Raw genomic sequence first — 18,731 nt, 5'->3', positions numbered from 1 at the left:
TCCTAACGGCAGCAGTCGAAAAAGAAATCCCGCGTGAGGCGGGATTTCGTCCGGTACGCTGGAGATCAGGCGACCTTTTCGAGCAGCGGATAGTCGATGTAACCCTTTGCGGTGCCGCCGTAGAAGGTGGCCTGGTCTGGCGTGTTGAGCGGCAGGTTCTTCTTGAGGCGCTCGACCAGATCCGGATTGGCGATAAAAGGCTTGCCGAAGGCGACGAGATCGGCGCGACCGCTTTCTGCGGCGTCGATCGCCATGCCGCGGTCGTAACCATTGTTGACCATCCAACCCGCCTTGCCGCCGGCCTTTTCATAGGTCTGGCGCAGAGCCTTGTAATCGAAGGGGGGATTTGTGCCCTGCGTGTAATCGCGCTCGCCACCCGTCTGGCCCTCGATAACGTGGACATAGGCGAGGTCATATTTGGCGAGGCCCTCTACGACATAGGCAAAGAGCGTCTGCGGATCGGAATCATAGCTGTCGCCTGCGGGGGTGACCGGCGAGATGCGGATCGCCGTGCGGCCTGCGCCGATTTCCTTGGTCACCGCGTCGACCACTTCGAACGTAAAGCGGGCGCGGTTTTCGATCGAGCCGCCATACTGGTCGGTTCGGTCGTTGACGCCGTCGCGCAGGAACTGGTCGAGTAGATAGCCATTCGCACCGTGGATTTCGACGCCATCGAAGCCTGCGTCGATCGCCGCGCGTGCGGCCTTGCGATAATCCTCGATGATGCCGGGGATCTCCGATGTCTCGAGCGCACGCGGCTCGGAGGTATTGGCAAAGGAGCCGGTGCCGTCCGCATTGACGAGGTAGGTCTTGGCCTTGGCAACGCGGCTGGTTGAGGAGACCGGCTTGCCACCGTCCGGCTGCAGCGTGGTGTGCGAGATGCGGCCAACATGCCACATCTGCACGACGATCTTGCCACCGCCTGCGTGCACGGCATCTGTCACGCGTTTCCAACCGTTGAGCGCTTCCTTCTTGTAGAGGCCGGGAACGTCCGCGTATCCTTGGCCCTGATGCGTGATCGCAGTTGCCTCTGTGATGATGAGGCCGGCCGTCGCGCGCTGGCGGTAGTATTCGACGTTCAGATCGTTCGGAATCGCGCCCGGTGAACGATTGCGCGTCAGCGGTGCCATGACGATGCGGTTCCTGACGGCAATGTCGCCAATCTGCGCGGGTTCGAAAAGCTTGTTCATGGAAGTCCTTTCTTGTTTCGGCGGGAGGATCACTCGGCCGGAGCGGGGCAACTCGATCCGGCGGAGAGATTGGCAAAATGCAGTGGCACCGAGGCCGATCAGGCCATCACAGATCCTGGCTTAATTGCTTGAGGAAGGCAGCGATCGTTTCTTCGTTGCGCCGGTAGAAAACCCATTGGCCGACGCGCCTGGTGGTGACCAGGCCGGCGCGGCTCAATGTTGCAAGATGAGCGGAGACGGTCGATTGCGAAAGGCCGCAGCGTTCGAATTGGCTGGCACAGACGCCCATCTCCAAGGGATGCTCCTGGGAAGCAAAATGCTCGTTCGGATTTTTCAGCCAGTTGAGGATTTCCACCCGCTTCGGGTGCGAAAGCGCCTTCAGGATTTCGTCTCTGTCCATCGTCCAATACCGAACTATAAATCGAATTCTATCGATACATGGATCGTCAATTTCCGATATGCAAATCACGAGGGCGTGAGCTGCGCAGTTTTGACTGGCGCCTAAATTTTCGGCAAAAAAAGAGGGCCGCCGAAAGCTCGGGGCCCTTTAAGGTGTGAAGGTCAAAAACCTCCAGAGGGGAACAGCTAATGCGGTGGCACTGGGAGAGAAACCACCGAAGTGCATCAGCTATAGGCGATATGGTGCTTTACTGGGCATCTTTCAATGCATTTTTATGCATGCCTGCCATGCGCTGCACAAATTATGCTGCAATGCAGCGATTATGGGCAAAAAAAGAGGGCCACCGAAAGCTCGGGGCCCTTTAAGGTGTGAAGGTCAAAAACCTCCAGAGGGGAACAGCCAATGCGGTGGAACTGGGAGGAAAAGCCACCATGTGCATCAGCTGAGTGCGATATGGTGTTTAATTGAGCAAACGGCAACCCTCTTTTGTGCATGCCAGTCATGCGTTGGTTGCATGGTCGGCATTTTAGTGAACAAAAACGGGAAATCAGAAGTTCCAGTTTCTCGCCTTGCTGACGATGAAATCGCGGAATGCCTTCAGCTTTGCGGCATTCTTGATTTCGTCAGGATAGCAGAAATAGGTGTCGAAGGAGGGTACGTCGGCGTTGATCGCGAGCTGGATGAGGCCGGGGTCGCGTCCGACGATGTAATCCGGCATGCAGGCGACGCCGATGCCAAGCAGGCAGGCGCGCTTGATCGAGGTCTGGCTGTTGATCTGGAGATGCGGAATCCGCTTGTTGTCAGACGAGCGCCCGGCGATCTCCAGCCAGTTCACATCGAGAAGATAGCTGGGGGCGGGTTCACCGAAGGTGATGATGCGGTGACTGTCCAGATCCTCGACCGACTGAGGCTCGCCGTAGCGGTTGATATAGGAAGGGGCCGCATAGACGTGCATATGCACGGTGAAGAGTTTGCGCTGAATGAGATCGGACTGCTGCGGCTGGCGCAGGCGGATGGCGCAATCCGCGTGGCGCATGTTCACGTCCAATTCCTCGTTGTCGAGAATGAGTTGGATCTGGACGTCCGGATAGAGCTGCATGAACTCCTGGATCTTGTCCGTCAGCCAGCCCTGGCCGAGACCGACGGTGGTCGTCACGCGCAGCTTTCCGGATGGCGTTTCCGTCGTCTCGGTGAGCTGCATCTTCACCGTCTCGAGCTTCAGCAGCACGTCATGAGCGGTGCGATAGAGCAGTTCGCCCTGTTCCGTCAGGATCAGGCCGCGGGCATGGCGGTGGAAGAGCTTGGTGCCGACGTCCTGCTCCAGCGCGCTGACCTGGCGGCTGATCGCGGACTGGGAGAGATGCAGCTTGTCGGCCGCATGCGTGAACGATCCGGCCTCGGCAGCTGCGTGAAAGATACGCAGCTTGTCCCAATCCAATGGCATTCCCCCACCCCTCATAGCCGATCTTACTCCGCGGCCACGGCGACGGGCATGTGGCCCGTCAGATAACGTTCGGCTTCGAGGGCAGCCATGCATCCCAGGCCGGCGGCGGTGACCGCCTGCCGGAAGGTATCGTCCGTCACGTCGCCCGCAGCATAAACCCCGTCTATGCTGGTCGCGGTGGAATCCGGAGCGGTCCAGAGATAGCCGTTGTCCTTGAGCTTGAGCTTGCCCTTGAAAAGTTCAGTTGCCGGCGCATGGCCAATCGCCACGAAGACCCCGTGGATGGCAACGTCGCTGACGGCGCCGGTGCGGGTATCGCGCAGCCGCGCGCCGGTAACCGATGGCGGCATCGGCGGCTTGGCCGGCGTGCCGGTGATTTCGGCGACTTCGGTGTTCCAGAGAACCTTCACGTTCTCCTTCGAGAACAGGCGCTCCTGCAGGATCTTTTCGGCGCGGAATGCATCGCGGCGATGCACGACCGTCACCGACTTCGCGATGTTGGAAAGATAAAGCGCTTCTTCGACGGCGCTGTTGCCGCCGCCAACGACGATGACGTCCTTGTTGCGATAGAAGAAGCCGTCGCAGGTGGCGCAGGCAGAAACGCCGAAGCCTTGGAAATGCTGTTCGCTTTCGATGCCGAGCCACTTCGCCTTGGCGCCCGTCGCGATGATCAGCGTATCGGCGGTCCAGACCTGGCCGCTGTCTGTGCGGGCCACGAAGGGGCGCTGGTTCATCTCGACTTCGGTGACGATGTCGCTGACGATCTCGGCGCCGACATGCTTGGCCTGCTGCAGCATCTGGTCCATCAGCCACGGGCCCTGGATCGGATCGGCAAAGCCCGGATAGTTTTCGACATCCGTCGTGATCATTAGCTGCCCGCCTTGCTCCATCCCGGCAATCAGAACCGGCTTCAGCATCGCACGCGCCGCATAGACGGCGGCGGTATAGCCGGCGGGACCGGAGCCGATGATGAGCACCTTGGTATGGCGGGCGGACATGTCATTTCCTTTCGATTGGCGGGAGGCGTCGGCTAAAGAGCGAATGCGGCCGTATCGCGATCCTCAGCCATTTATGAACGACCAATGCTATTATTCAAGGGCAGCCTTGCATTACCAACAAGGCATTGCGCCCGCCTGTGTAAGATTCGGTCATGCGGGCGAAAGATTCTTGCGTATTCCGCCGCTTTATATAGAAGCTGCCTCCGGAAAATTAAAGAAAGGCAATGCGGTGGTTCGCGCCGAACTCGACGTCATCGACATAAAGATCTTGCGGGAACTCCAGGCCAACGGCCGGATGACGAACGTGGAGCTCGCCGACCGCGTGGGCATTTCGGCTCCGCCCTGTCTGCGGCGTGTCCGTAAGCTCGAAGAGGCCGGGGTGATTGAGGGCTATCATGCGATGCTGAACAGTCCGAAGCTCGGCTTCGACCTCGTCGCCTTCTGCATGGTCGGCCTCAAGCATCAATCCGAAACCAACCTCAAGGCCTTTGCCGCCGCCACTTCAAACTGGCCGCTGGTGCGCCAGGCCTGGATGGTCTCCGGCGACAGCGATTTTCTGCTGCATTGCGTCGCAGAAAACCTGACTCGCTTCCAGGATTTCGTCATCGAAGTACTGACCGCCAACGAGCATGTCGACACGGTGCGCACGATGCTGACGATCCGGCAAGTGAAGAGGCTGGGGCTGGTTGAGGTTTGACAATGATCCCGGTTCGGGCAGTGCCGATAATCAGGAGATTTTTGTGAGCATAGAGTTGACCATCGTAGCGACGCGCCGGCCCGAGTTGCTTCGCGCAACGCTTCAAAGCTTCAACGAGAAAATGTTCAAGAACTTCAGCTTTTCGCGCGTTTCGATGAATGTCGATAAGCTATGGGGCGATGAAGAAGATGAGCGCAACTGCATCGAGGTGCTGAAAAGCTTCTATCCGCAAGCGATCGTCTATGCACCGCCTGTGCCGGGCTTTGCGGCTGCCGTGAAACGCCTCTGGCTGAACAGTGAAGCAGATTTCGTTTTTCACATGGAGGATGATTGGGAGCTTCTGGAGGAGATTCCGGCTGGAATTTTGGACCTTTTTGGGGAGAAAAGCGTCTCTCAGGTCTCGCTGATGACGAAGGAAAAGAACTGGAGCGTTGAGCGCCGGGGGATGTTCCATTACGCCAGAAAGAATTACCGATTTCTGGGATTCGACCTTCCGATAAGGCTCAAGTATCCGAACTTCACGACGAGTCCTGCTTTTCTTCGGGGAGACTTCGCGCGCGGTTGGGGCAAACTGCTGGACGAGACCCTCGATCCGGAGAAGCAGGTTCGTTCACTGCGAAACCCGCAACTGATGCAATATGTCTCCAAATTTCGGAATCGGCTGTATGTCGGAAAGTCCGGGTATTGTGTCGCCGAGGATACCGGCCGAGTTTGGCGAGACAGAATGGGAATTGAGAAAGTCGTTGTCGATGATGCTTCGGCTTGGTTGTCAAAATAGCTTGCTCGCCGGCGCCTAGCAGCCACGACAACAGGAGCCATAGGGGCGAACTGCACATTCTTTCTTTTGGGGACTACTCTTTTGAAGCTGCCGATCTCCGCCTTTATTATCTGCCAGAACGAAGAGCAGTTCCTGGGTGGGTGTATAGAGTCACTGGCCGAATTTTCGGAGATCGTCATCGTCGACTCCGGATCAACGGACGGGACAGTTGGGCTCGTGCAGTCCTATATCGACAAGGGCTGGCCGATCACGCTGTTTCATGAGGCATGGCATGGCTATGCCGGGCAGAAGCAGTTCGCGCTGGAGCAATGCAGCCAGCCGTGGTGCTTCAACATCGATTCCGACGAGCGGCTTGATGCACCGTTGCGCAAGCTGCTGCCGGAATTGATCGCAGGGCCGGAAGAGATCGTCGGCTGGCGTGTGGCGCGGCGGCCTTACCTGATCGGCTATGGCTACACGCCGGAAAATGTGCTTGAACGCAAGAACCTCCGCCTTATCCGCAAGGGCAGGGGCGGCTACGACCTAGGCCAGGCCGTGCATGAGGGCATCGTGCCCGACGGGCGGGTGGAAAAGGCAAAGAGCGGCAGTCTGCTTCACTACCGCCCGCTGATCATTGACGAGCAAATTCTCAAGGAAAACAAGTATTCGACACTGAAGGCGGACCAGCAGGTCGCAGCCGGCAGGACAGCGCGGTTTTCCGGCCTTGTCTTCAGCCCTCCGCTCTATTTTCTCCGTCTCTATTTCAAAAACGGCCTGTGGCGCTGCGGTGCGTCAGGCTTCATAGAGGCGATGACGGGAGCTGTTTATGCGTTTCTCACGCAGGCGAAGATCTACCAACGGCAAGCGCTGAAGCGGCGTCCGAATATCGACGACGCGAAACAACGATAGGGTCGGGAACCGCTCATGAAGGTCATGCATATCCATTTTGGCAAAGAGGGGGGAGCCGAGCGCTTCTTCGTCAATCTCGTGAACGCTCTCTCCGACCGGGGCGTGGAGCAGCGGATGCTCATTCGTCCGGACCGGAGCTGGAAGAAGGATGTCGAAAGTTGCGGCACGGTCTACGAAGGAATCTTCCGCAGGATATCGCTGTCACGTTTCGTCCTGTCTGCTCGCATGCGCGGCATCCTGAAAGAATTCCAACCTGACGTGATCATGACCTGGCAGCTGCGCGCGAGCCGCTTCATGCCGAACTACAACAAGGCCCGGCGTATTTCCCGCCTTGGGGATTACCCTGAACATTTAGGCTACTACACGAATTCACAAACCCTCGTCTGCATCACGCCGGATATTGCCGCCAAGGTGCGGGAATTCGGCTGGACGGGCGGCGTCGAGGTTATAGCCAACTTTACGCGTTCCACGCCGAGCGCGCCGATTTCCCGGGATGCCCTGCAGACGCCGGAGAACGCATTTGTTGTCATGGCGATGGGCCGCTTCGTCAAGCGCAAGGGCTTCGACGTGATCATTCGGGCTATGGCGAAGGTCGAGAATACCCATCTTTGGCTCCTCGGGGACGGGCCGGAACGGGAAAACCTGGAAGCCCTCACCGATCAGCTGGGTTTGCGCGACCGGGTCCGTTTTGCCGGTTGGCAGACCAACGCTTATCCCTATCTCGCGGCTGCCGATGCCTTTGCGATCACATCGCTGCATGAGCCTTTGGGGAATGTCTGCCTCGAAGGGTGGGGCGCGGGAAAACCGACGATCTCATCGCGCGCCGAAGGTCCTTCATGGGTGATGACCGACGGCGAAGATGCCGTTATGACCGATTGCGGCGACGTCGATGGGTTGGCGAAGGCCATCATGCGCCTGCGCGACGATCCTGCGCTGCGCGAGCATCTCAAGGACGGCGGATGGCGGACGCTTCGCGAGCGCTTTTCCGAAGAGGCGATCACCAACGCCTATCTTCGCCTCTTCGAGACCGGTTCGAGAGCACCATGAAGGTCCTGCATTTTCATTTCGGCAAGGATGGCGGCGCCGAGCGTTTCTTCGTGCATTTGGTCAATGCACTGGCGCGGCGTGATGTCGAACAGACGGCCATCATTCGGCCGAACAGGCTGTGGCGCAAGGATATCGAAGCTGTCACGAACATAACTGAAAGCAATTTCCGCAACCTGTCATTGGACCGCCTGCTTCTTCCAATGAAGGCGGCCCGCATGGCGCGGACCCAAGAGCCGGATGCCTTGGTCGCCTGGGCGCAGCGGGCGAGCGAGTTAATGCCGGATTACAGAGGCTGTATCAAGATTTCCCGTCTGGGGGACTACCCGACCAATCTCCGCCATTTCAAGAATACCGACGTCATCGTCTGCAATACGCCCGGCATCGGCCAGCATGTGCGCGAACTGGGCTGGACGCGCGGCGTCGAGGTGATTTCCAATTTCACGGATACGGAGCGCGTCGCGCCCGTCGATCGGGCGGCGCTTAAGACACCGGAAGATGCTCCCGTCGTGATGTCCATGGGGCGGTTCGTTCCACGCAAGGAATTCGCTTTGCTGACGGCTGCCGTTGCCAAGCTGCCGGGCGTTTATCTCTGGCTTGCCGGGGACGGCGAGGAGCGGAAGAATGTCGAGAAGGTTGCGGCCGATCTCGGTGTAACCAATCGCATGCGCTTCCTCGGCTGGCAAAAGGATACGCGGCCGTTTGTGGCGGCCGCCGATATTTTCGTGATGCCGTCGAACCATGAGCCGCTCGGCAACGTCATCCTTGAAGCCTGGGCGCAGCACAAGCCGGTGGTTTCGAGCCGGTCGGAGGGGCCGAGTTGGTTTATGCACGACGGCGAGAACGGGCTTCTTGTCGACATCGGCGATGCCGATGGCTTCGCGAGCGCGATCGAGCGGCTGATCAATGATTCGGTTTTGGCGGCCAAGGTGGCGGCGGGCGGCTACGCGACGCTGATGAGCCAGTTCTCGGAAGATGCGATTGCCAATGCCTATCTCGAACTTTTCAAGCGCAAGCCGTAGCCGATAGAATTGACGGCTACTTTACCGGCGCAGAAGATCCTCATAGACAGCCTTCAATGCTTTCGCTTCGCCTTCCAGCGCGAAATGCGCCCGCACATGCGCGAGCGCCGCCTCGCCATGGGCGAGGGCCTTTTGCGGATCGGCAAGGTAGGGGGCGACTGCCCTGGTGAGGGCTTCGCCGTCGCCGGCCGGAACGATGTTGCCGTTCATTCCTTCCTCGATCATTTCGGCATAGGCCCCGGCATCCGACGCAACGACTGCCGTCTTTGATGCCATGGCCTCCAACGGCGTCAGCCCGAAACCTTCGTTGCGGGAAGGAGCGACATAGAGGGTGAGCCGGCGATACCAGACCTTGATGTCTGGCACTTCGCCCAGAAAGACGATCCGGTCGGCGAGACCGGCGGCGGCGATATCAGCCTTCAATTTGTCGGCAAAAGCGGTATGCTCCGCCGCTACCCGGCCGGAGATCACTGCCGTCCACTCCGGATGTTCCGGCAACAGTTCGATCATCGACCGCACGAAGAGGTCGGTGCCTTTTTGGTGCCTGATGCGACCGAAGCAGCCGATGAGATACTTGCCGGGCAGGCTAGTGGCCTCGGTGCTGTCCTCGGCGGTTTGTGGCGGATGGAAAAGTTCCAGGTCGATGCCGTGGCGGATCACGGTGTGCGGCACCTCAAGAAAGGACCCTGATCGGGCATTGGTCGCAACGACGGCGTCCATCCGGCGGATCAACCAGCGCGTATAGGCGGTATGCCGGCGCTGCGCGGCCGACGTGAACAGCAGCTTTAGCGGCATGCGGAACATATGCCGCAGCACGACGCCCGCGGCCATTTCATTGTTGCGGCGTGCGTGCCAAACACGCTGCTGGCGTCCAGCAGGCGGACGCCAGGCGGAAAGAAGCTGGCTCCACGACAACTTCGGAAGGCCGTCCGGCAGGCCGGGGCCGAGCGTTGCGATCTTGATGCCGAGTTTGATCTGGCAGGGAACCAGCTGGACGATCGTCGACGTGACGCCGGATAATCGCTGCTTGAAGTTCGGCGCGATGATTTCGACGTCAGCTATATCTATCGCGGCCGGCTTGACCGTTTCCGCCACAGGCTATCAACCCCAGGAGATCGACAGGACTTCGTAGGCTTTGGAGCCGCCCGGTGCGATGACCTCGATGGAATCGCCGACAACCTTGCCGATGAGTGCGCGGGCGATCGGGGAGGAGATGGAAATGCGGCCGGCCCTTACGTCGGCCTCCTGATCGCCGACGATCTGGTAGGTCTTTTCTTCCTCGGTGTCCTCGTCGACGAGCTTGACCCTGGCGCCGAATTTGATCTTGTCGCCGGACATCTTCGCAAGGTCGATCACTTCGGCGCGCGCCGTGAGGTCTTCGAGCTCGCTGATGCGGCCCTCGTTGTGGCTCTGCGCTTCCTTGGCTGCGTGATATTCGGCGTTTTCCGAAAGATCGCCATGAGCACGGGCTTCGGCGATCGCTTCGATGATACGCGGGCGCTCCTCCTGCTGACGCCAGCGCAGTTCTTCCTGCAGCTTGACGAAACCACCCTGTGTCATCGGAACCTTATCAACCATTTTCCTGTCCTTTGATCTTCGTGTCCTATAGTCAGGCAGCGACACAAAAGAAAACAGGTCCCGAAGGGGACTTCGGAACCGTGCAATAATCCTAATCACTCGCTTATAGCAGATCGTTGCCGCCGATTTCCATAAAATTCGTAATGTGGCGCGCTGCCCGCTAACCGCCCGCTCTCGGCCAGCGTTCCCGATTGGGCTGCCCTGGAACGGGTGAGTCGGATCAAAGAATGATTCAACCATTAAGGGACAAAGACGGGATTTGCAGGCAGGTTCGGCGGATTGTAGGCGCCGGCATCCTTCCGCTCCTTGACCGAAATATGGATCAACGCGTCGTCAGGAATGAAGCGCTGGTCGCTCAGAGGGAGATAGATGGCATTCCGGTTGCCGCGCTTGCGCCAGGAATTTTCCGGCACGCGCCGAGGGATGTATTCAAGGATTTTCCATCCGGCGGTCATCGAATCATGGAGCGGAGCACTGGAGTTCAGCGGCACATATTTTTTGTGGTTCTTGCCGAGTACGATGTCGTTGACGGTGCGGGTGCGATAGAGGAGCCCGGCCGGCTGCGTTTCCTCTATCATCCAGGCGAGGGGAATCTTGACGGCTCCGCTTTGCGCTTCCGGATAGCCGCCGCCGATATCGCCGTGGACGCCGGCAAACCACACTTCCTTGAAATTCTGCTTTGCCGGCGTCTTTGGCCGGAACGGGCGGCCCCAATATTCCTGGTCTCGCTCCCAGATCTCCGGTTGGAACATGGTCCGCCGCTCATCGATGGCGACCGCGTGCCGCACCCATTCGACACTCGGGTTCTTGCGGGTGAAAGGGTGGGTCTTGAATTGCGGAAGCCATTTCCCTGCTTCGATCACTGAGGTCACCGTATCGAAAAGACCAAGCAGCTTGATCGGCGGGCGATCGTTTCTGAGCATGCGTTCGTAGAGACGCATGGCCGCGAAAGCAGAGGAGGTATCGTCGCCGCTATCCTCTGCAGCGCCGCCGGCTTTCTCTTCCTGCGCGGGAATTCCCTTGTAGGTTCTGTAGGCATAATCGAGCAGGTTGAGATGATATCGGCTTGTCAGACCGAAGGCATGGATAAAGCCTGCCAGGACACGCGCCGAATAGGCGCCGCGGCTAAAGCCGAAGATGTAGATGCGGTCGCGGCCGGAATGCCGCCCATCGGCGTCAGGCGGGCCGCGATCGTAGGTCTCGACTAGGAAACGGTAGGCTTCCTTGACGTTCTGGTCGAGGCCCCAGCCGGTGGCAAGTCCGAAAACCTCATAGGATTTGCGAAGCAGCCTCGACCAGGCATTCGCCGCGCCGAACGTGCCGATGCCTGGATCATAATAGACGATCTGCTCATCCGAGCGTTTCAGGGTGCCGAACAATCTGACAATATTGGTCCGGTCGGCCGAAATCTCGTTCGACGTGCCATCGAACAGAATGACGATGTTCTTTGCCATCAACCGCTCCGGATGTACCGCCGAAAAGGTAACATCAGAGAGATTTTGCGGCAACTTCCGGTCGTCTAATACTCAGAAATAGCTCTGCAGCGGGCGGACTTCGAGATTGCCCGCCTTCAACGCCTTGATCGCCTGTGCGGCGGCTTCAGCACCCGCCATCGTCGTGTAATAGGGCACCTTCTGCATCAGCGTCGCACGGCGGAGCGACTTCGAGTCGGAGATCGCCTTGTTGCCGTCCGTCGTGTTGATGACGAGCTGGACCTGGCGGTTGCGAATCGCATCCTCGATGTGTGGCCGGCCCTCGAGCACCTTGTTGATCTTCGTCGCTTCGATGCCGTTTTCAGCCAGGAACCGTTGCGTGCCGCCGGTGGCAAGTACCTTGAAGCCTTCGCCTACGAGAACACGGATCGCAGGCAGGACGCGCGGCTTGTCGTGATCACGAACTGAGACGAAGACCGTCCCGTCGCGCGGCAGTTCGACACCGGCGCCGAGTTGCGACTTGGCGAAAGCAAGAGCGAAATCGGTGTCAAGGCCGATGACCTCCCCGGTCGACCGCATTTCCGGCCCAAGCAGCGTATCGACGCCCGGGAAGCGGGCGAAGGGGAAGACGGCTTCCTTGACGGCAATGTGCTTCAGGGCGCGCGGATCGGGCTTTTCGCCGTAGGCTGCGAAGGCCGCATCCAGCTTCTCGCCGGCCATGACGCGGGCAGCGATCTTGGCGATCGGCGCACCGATGGTCTTTGCCACGAACGGCACGGTGCGTGAGGCGCGCGGGTTGACTTCGAGTACGTAGACGGTGCCATCTTTGATGGCGAACTGCACGTTCATTAGACCGCCGACCCTCAGCGCCTTCGCCATGGCCTTCGCCTGGCGCTCGAGCTCGTCGAGCAAGTCCGCCGACAGCGAGCGCGGCGGCAGCGAGCAGGCCGAGTCGCCGGAGTGGATGCCTGCTTCCTCGATGTGTTCCATGATACCCGCGACATAGACATCCGTACCGTCTGACAGGCAGTCGACGTCGACCTCGATGGCATTCGTCAGATAACTGTCGAAGAGCAACGGGTTCTTGCCGAGCAGCGTGTTGATCTGGCCGGTCTTGTCGTTCGGATAGCGCTGCTTGATGTCTTCCGGAACCAATTCCGGAACCGTGTCGAGCAGATAGGCCTGCAGCATCGATTCCGAATGGATGATCTGCATGGCACGGCCGCCTAGGACGTAGGACGGGCGCACGACCAGCGGAAAGCCGATTTCGGCGGCGACGAGGCGGGCCTGCTCAACCGAGTAGGCGATGCCGTTGTTCGGCTGGTTGAGGTCGAGCTTCATCAGGAGCTTCTGGAAACGGTCGCGGTCTTCGGCAAGGTCGATCGCATCCGGTGCGGTGCCGAGGATCGGGATGCCGTTCTTCTCCAGCGCTTCGGCAAGCTTTAGCGGCGTCTGGCCCCCGAACTGGACGATGACACCGACGACTTCGCCCTTTTCCTGCTCGGCGCGCAGGATTTCGATCACGTCTTCGGCCGTCAGCGGCTCAAAATAGAGGCGGTCTGACGTGTCGTAGTCGGTCGAGACCGTCTCCGGGTTGCAGTTGATCATGATCGCTTCATAACCCGCATCCTTCAGCGCGAAGGCGGCGTGGCAGCAGCAATAATCAAACTCGATGCCCTGACCGATGCGGTTCGGGCCGCCGCCGAGGATGACGACCTTCTTGCGGTCCGAGACCTGCGCTTCGGAGCGCGCGACGCCGACAAAAGGCGTCTCGTAGGTCGAGTACATGTAAGCAGTCGGCGAGGCGAATTCGGCGGCGCAGGTGTCGATGCGCTTGAAGACCGGGCGGACATTCAGACTGTTGCGAAATTCCGCCACTTCCTTCGGACGCTTGCCCGTCAGCGTCGCGAGGCGCGCGTCCGAGAAGCCCATGGCCTTCAGCATGCGCAGGTTCGCGGCATCCGCCGGCAAGCCATGCTCGCGGATACGGGCCTCCATATCGACGATTGCCTTGAACTGGGCGATGAACCAAGGATCGATCTTGGAGCCCTCATGGACTTCGGCCTCGCTCATTCCCTGGCGAAGCGCCTGGGCGACCATGCGCAGGCGATCAGGCGTCGGCGTGCCGATGGCGGCGCGGATGGCGTTCTGGCTGGATTCGCCCTCTTCGACGTCGGGGATTTCGATTTCATCGAGGCCGGTCAGACCCGTTTCCAGCCCGCGCAGCGCTTTCTGCAGCGATTCTGCGAAGGTGCGGCCAATGGCCATGACTTCGCCAACGGACTTCATCGCTGTCGTCAGGACCGGCGAGGCGCCCGGGAACTTCTCGAAGGCAAAGCGCGGGATCTTGGTGACGACGTAGTCGATCGAGGGTTCGAACGACGCAGGCGTTGCGCCGCCGGTGATGTCGTTTTCCAGCTCATCGAGCGTATAGCCGATCGCGAGCTTGGCGGCGACCTTGGCGATTGGGAAGCCGGTGGCCTTCGACGCAAGCGCGGAGGAGCGCGACACGCGCGGGTTCATCTCGATGACGACGAGGCGGCCGTCTTTCGGATTGACGGCGAACTGCACGTTCGAGCCGCCGGTTTCGACGCCGATCTCGCGCAGCACCGCGATCGAGGCGTTGCGCATGATCTGGTATTCCTTGTCGGTCAGCGTCAGCGCCGGCGCGACGGTTATCGAGTCGCCCGTATGGACGCCCATCGGATCGATGTTCTCGATCGAGCAAATGATGATGCAGTTGTCCGCCTTGTCGCGGACGACTTCCATTTCATATTCCTTCCAGCCGAGGACCGACTCCTCGATCAGGACCTCGGTCGTCGGAGACGCATCGAGACCGCCGCTGACGATGTCGAAGAATTCTGAACGGTTGTAGGCAATGCCGCCGCCGGTGCCGCCGAGCGTGAAGGACGGGCGGATGATGGCCGGCAGGCCGATGTCGTCGAGCGCCTGCGCGGCGATCGCCATGGCGTGGTTCAGATAGCGCTGCTTGCGGTCGCTTTCGCCGAGGTTCCAGTGGTTTTCTAGCTCGTCCAGCGCAGTGTCCAATGCCGCGCGGGAGAGGCTTTCGCGCAGCTTCGTGCGTTCGGCCTCGTGCGTCTTGCGGTCGGTATCCTTGATGTCTGTGGCGTTCGCCAGCATCGAGCGCGGCGTTTCCAGCCCGATGCGGGCCATGGCTTCGCGGAAGAGGGCGCGGTCTTCGGCCATATCGATTGCGGCCGGCTTGGCGCCGATCATCTCGACACTGTAGCGGTCGAGCACACCCATGCGCTTCAGCGACAGAGCGGTGTTCAGCGCCGTTTGGCCGCCCATGGTCGGCAGCAGCGCGTCCGGCCGCTCCTTGGCGATGATCTTGGCGACGACCTCCGGGGTGATCGGCTCGACATAGGTCGCGTCCGCGAGACCTGGGTCGGTCATGATCGTCGCCGGGTTGGAGTTGACGAGGATGACGCGGTAGCCTTCCTCCTTCAGCGCCTTGCAGGCCTGGGTGCCGGAATAGTCAAATTCGCAAGCCTGGCCAATGACGATCGGTCCCGCGCCGATGATGAGGATCGATTTGATGTCTTGGCGCTTCGGCATGGCGATATCCGTTTCTAGCTGCGCAAAAAGCCGGCCAGGGTGGGAGGCACCGGTCGGGTCGCGCATGGAGGGTCTTTTCAGGCTAGAAGCGGCTTATAGGCAAATGTATTTGCAAACGGAACCCCATAAATCGCGGAATCGACAGGAATCCGAAAACTCCTGAAATGCCGGTCAGGGAGCCGGCACGACGATCACACGGATTTCGCCGTTTCGCGCCGGATTGGCGATCGCGTCCGGTGCGTCATCAAGCCCGATACGGCGGGAGATGAGAGGCTCGACCTTGATGGCGCCAGAGGCGATCAGGTCCGCGGCGCGGCCATGGGTGAACGGGTTCAGGAACGAGTTCACCAGCTTGATCTCGCGGAACAGCAGATCGAAGGGCTGTAGCGAAATTCTGGCGCCTTGCGGCATGACACCGAGGACCACGACGGTGCCGCCGCGGCGGGCGAGGAGAGGCGCCTGCTCCATGGTCTCAGTCACCCCCGCGCATTCGAACACGATATCGGCCCCGCCCGGCAGAAGACCGTCGTCAGGCGTCACCAGACCGGCGGTGTCGCCTGCCAACGGATCGACCGTGACCGTCGCGCCAAGCTCTTCGGCGAGCCGCCGTTTAGCGGCGTTGCGCGTCACGAGCACGACGCGCGTTGCGCCGGCAAGCCGCGCAAGCTGCACGACGAGCAAGCCGATCACGCCGCCGCCGAGCACCGCCACGGATGCGCCGGCCTTGATCTCCGCCAGATCGACGCCGTGCAGACAGCAGGCGAGGGGTTCACAGAAGACGCCATGCAGCGGTGCCAGCGACTGTGGCAGTTCGAACGCCTGTTGCTCCGGCATGCAGACATATTCGGCAAAACCGCCATCCCGGTGAATGCCGATCGCCTGCAGGTTCCGGCAGAGATTGACACGTCCGCGCTGGCAGTCCGGGCAGCGTCCGCAGGCGATGTTCGGGTCGCCTGTCACCCGCATGCCGGGACGAAAGGCGGTTACGCCTTCGCCGACGGCTTCGACGATGCCGGTGAATTCATGCCCGAGCGTCACCGGCGGCTTCGACGGAAATTCACCCAGGAACAGATGACGGTCAGTGCCACAAATGCCGCAGGCCTCGACTTTCACCAGCACTTCGCCAGGCCCCGGCACCGGTTTTCCCACACGGCTCACCGCAAGCCGTCCCGTCGCTTCCAGGCGCACAGCTTTCATTAGATCCTCCTGCATCCTCTCCTTCAGTGAGGGCGAAAGCAGGAGTCGCGTCAAGCATTTGCTGCAATTTCCTCAACCAAAGTGCCGCCGCACCTCTGCCGCGTAGCTGCGGCTGACTGGAATTTCGAAGCCGTCGTGCGTCAGGATAAGCAGCTTTCCGTTGTCCCGCTTCAAGCGCTCGACATGGGCATCGGCGATCCAATGCGAGCGATGAACCTGCAGCCCGGCTGTGCCGCCCGTCTCCCTCAGCGCGTCGGCGAAGCGCAGCAGCACGAGTTCGCGCCCGAGACTTGTCACGACCTCGGTGTAATGATCTTGCACCGAGAGCCTGAGCAGTTCGCCCCGGTTCTGCGGCTTTAGCCTGTCAAGAATGGAAGGCGGTCGCGGCGTACTGCCTGATGTCGCAACCACTTCGTTGATCCGCTCGTTCATTGCCATGTAGGTGAGCAGACAGAAGAGCGCGCAGAGCGGTACGGCAAAGAACGCGCGTTGCAGGCCGCTGTGCATCGAATGCCGAGTGCCGTCGAAGATGACGTCTATAAGGCTAAGAGCATAGCCGATCGGCAGCGCTGCGGCGACCGAGCCGAGCATCATGCGCCAGAACATGCTCGCGATATGGCGGCGCAACACAACCTCCGCAATCACCGAACAGAGGATCGCGATCAACCAGGCCGCCGCCTGAACGACCAGCCAGTAGCCAAGCCTTTGGCCCGCCGTCATTCGCTCGGACGTCCCGTAGGGACCGCTGACCGCAAAGATCAGAATGACCACGGCAAAGGTTCCCCAGAAGCGCGGCGAACGGATGAATAGCCGCAATTCGCGAAGCGTGGATTGCATGAAATTGCATGAAGGAGTGATCCACGAAGTTTTCCTGCCGTTCACGCCAAATCGATTGAGAGAGAGAAGTCATGGCGGAAAGATCGCTCAAGTTCAACCGGATACCAACCATGACCCTTGAGCCGCTTCTTCAAGCCCCGCTTGCCATCCAGATCCACGTTGCTGCCGTCACGCCTGCAGCACTCCTCGGCGCCTACATTCTGCTTCGCCCGAAAGGTACCCGCCGCCACAAGGCGCTTGGCAGGATCTGGATGATACTGATGGTGGTCACGGCGCTTTCCAGCTTCTTTATTCATGAGCTCGATCTGTTTTTCGGCTTCGGCCCCATCCATCTCCTTTCGACTGCAACGCTCTTCGGCAGCTGGCAGGCGATAGCTGCGGCGCGCCGGCGCGACATTCGTACGCACAAGCGTATCGTCAAAGGTCTCTATTTCGGCGGCGTTGTCAGCGCTGGTCTGTTCACGCTCGTGCCGGGGCGAATCATGAATGAGGTGATCTTCAGCGGGAATGATACGGCTTCGGCCATGGCCGGCATTGGGCTGGTGATTATCGGCGCCATTTTCGTGCTTCGTCCGCGTCTAAAGCTCTTCGCCTGAAACCTGCTGGCATTCGCACCCTCGCCGGATATATAATTGCACGTAGAGCGCATGCCTGCGCATCGTCGGGGGAGAATTCAGATGGAATGGAAGGGGCGCCGCCAGTCGGACAATGTCGAGGATCGCCGCGGTGATGCGACAGGTGGCGGGCTGCGGCGCAATCCGTTCGGCCGCAACGGCGGCTTCAGCTTTCCGTCCGGCGGCGGTGTGGGGCGCAGGGGTGGCGGGCTTTCGATCGGCACGATCATCTTCCTCGTCGTCATCTATCTGATCTTCAAGGCGATGGGCATTGACCTGATGCAGGCGTTGGACGGCGGCATGACGGGTGGCTCCGGCTACGAGCAAAGCCAATCGGAGGGCACGAGCACGCCTGCCAATGACGAGATGACCGCGTTCATGCGCACCGTGCTCGCCGAGACCGAGGACACCTGGCGCGGCATCTTCCAGGCACAGGGAAGGGAATATAAAGACCCGACGCTGGTGCTCTTTGCGGATGCCACACGATCGGCCTGTGGTTTCGCATCCGCCGCCACCGGGCCGTTCTATTGCCCAGGCGATCACAAGGTCTATCTCGACACCGTGTTCTTCCAGGAGCTTGAGAGCAAGTTCGGCGCCTCCGGCGATTTCGCCGAAGCCTATGTCGTGGCCCACGAAGTCGGCCACCACGTCCAGAACCTCCTCGGCATCCTGCCGAAGTTCAACGAAGCGCGGCAGCGCATGAGCGAAGCCGACGCCAACAAGATGTCGGTGCGCGTCGAGCTGCAGGCCGATTGCTTTGCGGGCATCTGGGGCAAATATACCGAGCAGAAGGGCATCCTCGAAGCCGGCGACCTTGAGGAGGCGCTGAACGCCGCCCAACAGATCGGCGACGATACGCTGCAGAAGCGCAGCCAAGGCTATGTCGTGCCGGAAAGCTTCAACCACGGCACGTCGGATCAGCGCATGCGCTGGTTCAAGCGTGGCTTCGACAGCGGTCAGCTCGCCGCCTGCGATACGTTCTCCGGCCCGGTCTGAGTCGAGCGGCGTTGCCGCTTGCTCTCTCACCTTTCG

General features: G+C 60.3%; 17 protein-coding genes. 7 read left to right on the top strand and 10 right to left on the bottom strand.

What is annotated here, in order from left to right; genetic code table 11:
- Positions 1-65: 65 nt before the first annotated feature.
- The 4 genes from BN1800_RS02625 to trxB form a co-directional block, all read right to left on the bottom strand.
- Positions 66-1,190 carry an alkene reductase gene (locus BN1800_RS02625; RefSeq protein ID WP_086994174.1) on the bottom strand — a complete coding sequence of 375 codons (1,125 nt, stop codon included), beginning with the start codon at positions 1,188-1,190 and terminating at the stop codon, positions 66-68.
- A 106-nt stretch (positions 1,191-1,296) separates the two neighbouring features.
- Positions 1,297-1,590, bottom strand: a complete 294-nt coding sequence (locus tag BN1800_RS02620) for an ArsR/SmtB family transcription factor (protein ID WP_086994171.1) — start codon at positions 1,588-1,590, stop codon at positions 1,297-1,299.
- A 547-nt stretch (positions 1,591-2,137) separates the two neighbouring features.
- Complete coding sequence (locus BN1800_RS02615; RefSeq protein ID WP_027508448.1) at positions 2,138-3,034, bottom strand: LysR family transcriptional regulator VtlR; 897 nt, start codon at positions 3,032-3,034, stop codon at positions 2,138-2,140.
- Positions 3,035-3,057: 23 nt separating this feature from the next.
- A complete protein-coding gene (gene trxB, locus BN1800_RS02610; RefSeq protein ID WP_027508449.1) occupies positions 3,058-4,032 on the bottom strand; it encodes a thioredoxin-disulfide reductase in 975 nt (324 codons plus the stop codon).
- 229 nt (positions 4,033-4,261) lie between these two features.
- Here trxB and BN1800_RS02605 point away from each other — a divergent pair, with 229 nt between their 5' ends.
- The 5 genes from BN1800_RS02605 to BN1800_RS02585 all read left to right on the top strand — a co-directional run bounded on the left by BN1800_RS02605 (position 4,262) and on the right by BN1800_RS02585 (position 8,461).
- On the top strand, positions 4,262-4,729 hold the full coding sequence (locus BN1800_RS02605; protein ID WP_027508450.1) for an Lrp/AsnC family transcriptional regulator: 468 nt from the start codon (positions 4,262-4,264) through the stop codon (positions 4,727-4,729).
- Complete coding sequence (locus tag BN1800_RS02600; protein ID WP_086994168.1) at positions 4,719-5,507, top strand: hypothetical protein; 789 nt, start codon at positions 4,719-4,721, stop codon at positions 5,505-5,507. Before BN1800_RS02605 ends, BN1800_RS02600 begins: the two co-directional genes overlap by 11 nt.
- An 81-nt stretch (positions 5,508-5,588) precedes the next feature.
- Positions 5,589-6,395: a glycosyltransferase family 2 protein gene (locus BN1800_RS02595; protein ID WP_244564422.1), complete on the top strand. Its 807-nt coding sequence runs from the start codon at positions 5,589-5,591 to the stop codon at positions 6,393-6,395.
- A gap of 15 nt (positions 6,396-6,410) precedes the next feature.
- Entirely contained in the window at positions 6,411-7,442 is a 1,032-nt protein-coding gene (locus BN1800_RS02590) for a glycosyltransferase (protein WP_086994166.1), read from the top strand.
- Positions 7,439-8,461, top strand: a complete 1,023-nt coding sequence (locus BN1800_RS02585) for a glycosyltransferase (protein WP_086994164.1) — start codon at positions 7,439-7,441, stop codon at positions 8,459-8,461. Before BN1800_RS02590 ends, BN1800_RS02585 begins: the two co-directional genes overlap by 4 nt.
- Positions 8,462-8,482: 21 nt before the next feature.
- On the opposite strand, the gene BN1800_RS02580 is transcribed toward BN1800_RS02585, so the two are convergent.
- The 6 genes from BN1800_RS02580 to BN1800_RS02555 all read right to left on the bottom strand — a co-directional run bounded on the left by BN1800_RS02580 (position 8,483) and on the right by BN1800_RS02555 (position 17,085).
- On the bottom strand, positions 8,483-9,523 hold the full coding sequence (locus BN1800_RS02580) for a glycosyltransferase family 4 protein (protein ID WP_086994495.1): 1,041 nt from the start codon (positions 9,521-9,523) through the stop codon (positions 8,483-8,485).
- 39 nt (positions 9,524-9,562) lie between these two features.
- On the bottom strand, positions 9,563-10,039 hold the full coding sequence (gene greA, locus BN1800_RS02575; RefSeq protein ID WP_027508456.1) for a transcription elongation factor GreA: 477 nt from the start codon (positions 10,037-10,039) through the stop codon (positions 9,563-9,565).
- Between the two features lie 239 nt (positions 10,040-10,278).
- The gene (locus BN1800_RS02570) at positions 10,279-11,493 is read right to left on the bottom strand and encodes a T6SS phospholipase effector Tle1-like catalytic domain-containing protein (RefSeq protein WP_086994161.1); all 1,215 of its coding nucleotides are present in this window, start codon (positions 11,491-11,493) and stop codon (positions 10,279-10,281) included.
- Positions 11,494-11,565: 72 nt separating this feature from the next.
- Positions 11,566-15,051, bottom strand: a complete 3,486-nt coding sequence (carB, locus tag BN1800_RS02565; protein WP_086994492.1) for a carbamoyl-phosphate synthase large subunit — start codon at positions 15,049-15,051, stop codon at positions 11,566-11,568.
- A gap of 171 nt (positions 15,052-15,222) precedes the next feature.
- Entirely contained in the window at positions 15,223-16,248 is a 1,026-nt protein-coding gene (locus tag BN1800_RS02560; RefSeq protein ID WP_086994158.1) for a zinc-dependent alcohol dehydrogenase family protein, read from the bottom strand.
- Positions 16,249-16,320: 72 nt separating this feature from the next.
- Positions 16,321-17,085, bottom strand: coding sequence for a LytTR family DNA-binding domain-containing protein (locus BN1800_RS02555; protein ID WP_086994155.1), 765 nt, complete (start codon positions 17,083-17,085; stop codon positions 16,321-16,323).
- A gap of 71 nt (positions 17,086-17,156) precedes the next feature.
- Between BN1800_RS02555 and BN1800_RS02550 the strand changes: the two genes are divergently transcribed.
- A complete protein-coding gene (locus BN1800_RS02550) occupies positions 17,157-17,681 on the top strand; it encodes a DUF2306 domain-containing protein (protein WP_086994153.1) in 525 nt (174 codons plus the stop codon).
- A gap of 81 nt (positions 17,682-17,762) precedes the next feature.
- Complete coding sequence (ypfJ, locus tag BN1800_RS02545; RefSeq protein WP_086994150.1) at positions 17,763-18,695, top strand: KPN_02809 family neutral zinc metallopeptidase; 933 nt, start codon at positions 17,763-17,765, stop codon at positions 18,693-18,695.
- Positions 18,696-18,731: the final 36 nt, after the last annotated feature.

Source organism: Rhizobium sullae, assembly GCF_900169785.1.
Taxonomy (GTDB): Bacteria; Pseudomonadota; Alphaproteobacteria; order Rhizobiales; family Rhizobiaceae; genus Rhizobium; species Rhizobium sullae.
Note: the sequence above shows the minus strand (reverse complement) of the source record. Positions and strands in the feature narration are given on the sequence as shown.

Bases quoted from the DNA above. Each gene is read 5' to 3' on its own strand.
- BN1800_RS02550 (WP_086994153.1), top strand. From the start codon at position 17,157: ATGGCGGAAAGATCGCTCAAGTTCAACCGGATACCAACCATGACCCTT.
- BN1800_RS02570 (WP_086994161.1), bottom strand. From the start codon at position 11,493: ATGGCAAAGAACATCGTCATTCTGTTCGATGGCACGTCGAACGAGATT.
- BN1800_RS02585 (WP_086994164.1), top strand. From the start codon at position 7,439: ATGAAGGTCCTGCATTTTCATTTCGGCAAGGATGGCGGCGCCGAGCGT.
- BN1800_RS02590 (WP_086994166.1), top strand. From the start codon at position 6,411: ATGAAGGTCATGCATATCCATTTTGGCAAAGAGGGGGGAGCCGAGCGC.
- BN1800_RS02615 (WP_027508448.1), bottom strand. From the start codon at position 3,034: ATGCCATTGGATTGGGACAAGCTGCGTATCTTTCACGCAGCTGCCGAG.
- carB (WP_086994492.1), bottom strand. From the start codon at position 15,051: ATGCCGAAGCGCCAAGACATCAAATCGATCCTCATCATCGGCGCGGGA.
- BN1800_RS02555 (WP_086994155.1), bottom strand. From the start codon at position 17,085: ATGCAATCCACGCTTCGCGAATTGCGGCTATTCATCCGTTCGCCGCGC.
- BN1800_RS02620 (WP_086994171.1), bottom strand. From the start codon at position 1,590: ATGGACAGAGACGAAATCCTGAAGGCGCTTTCGCACCCGAAGCGGGTG.
- BN1800_RS02560 (WP_086994158.1), bottom strand. From the start codon at position 16,248: ATGAAAGCTGTGCGCCTGGAAGCGACGGGACGGCTTGCGGTGAGCCGT.
- trxB (WP_027508449.1), bottom strand. From the start codon at position 4,032: ATGTCCGCCCGCCATACCAAGGTGCTCATCATCGGCTCCGGTCCCGCC.
- BN1800_RS02625 (WP_086994174.1), bottom strand. From the start codon at position 1,190: ATGAACAAGCTTTTCGAACCCGCGCAGATTGGCGACATTGCCGTCAGG.
- greA (WP_027508456.1), bottom strand. From the start codon at position 10,039: ATGGTTGATAAGGTTCCGATGACACAGGGTGGTTTCGTCAAGCTGCAG.
- ypfJ (WP_086994150.1), top strand. From the start codon at position 17,763: ATGGAATGGAAGGGGCGCCGCCAGTCGGACAATGTCGAGGATCGCCGC.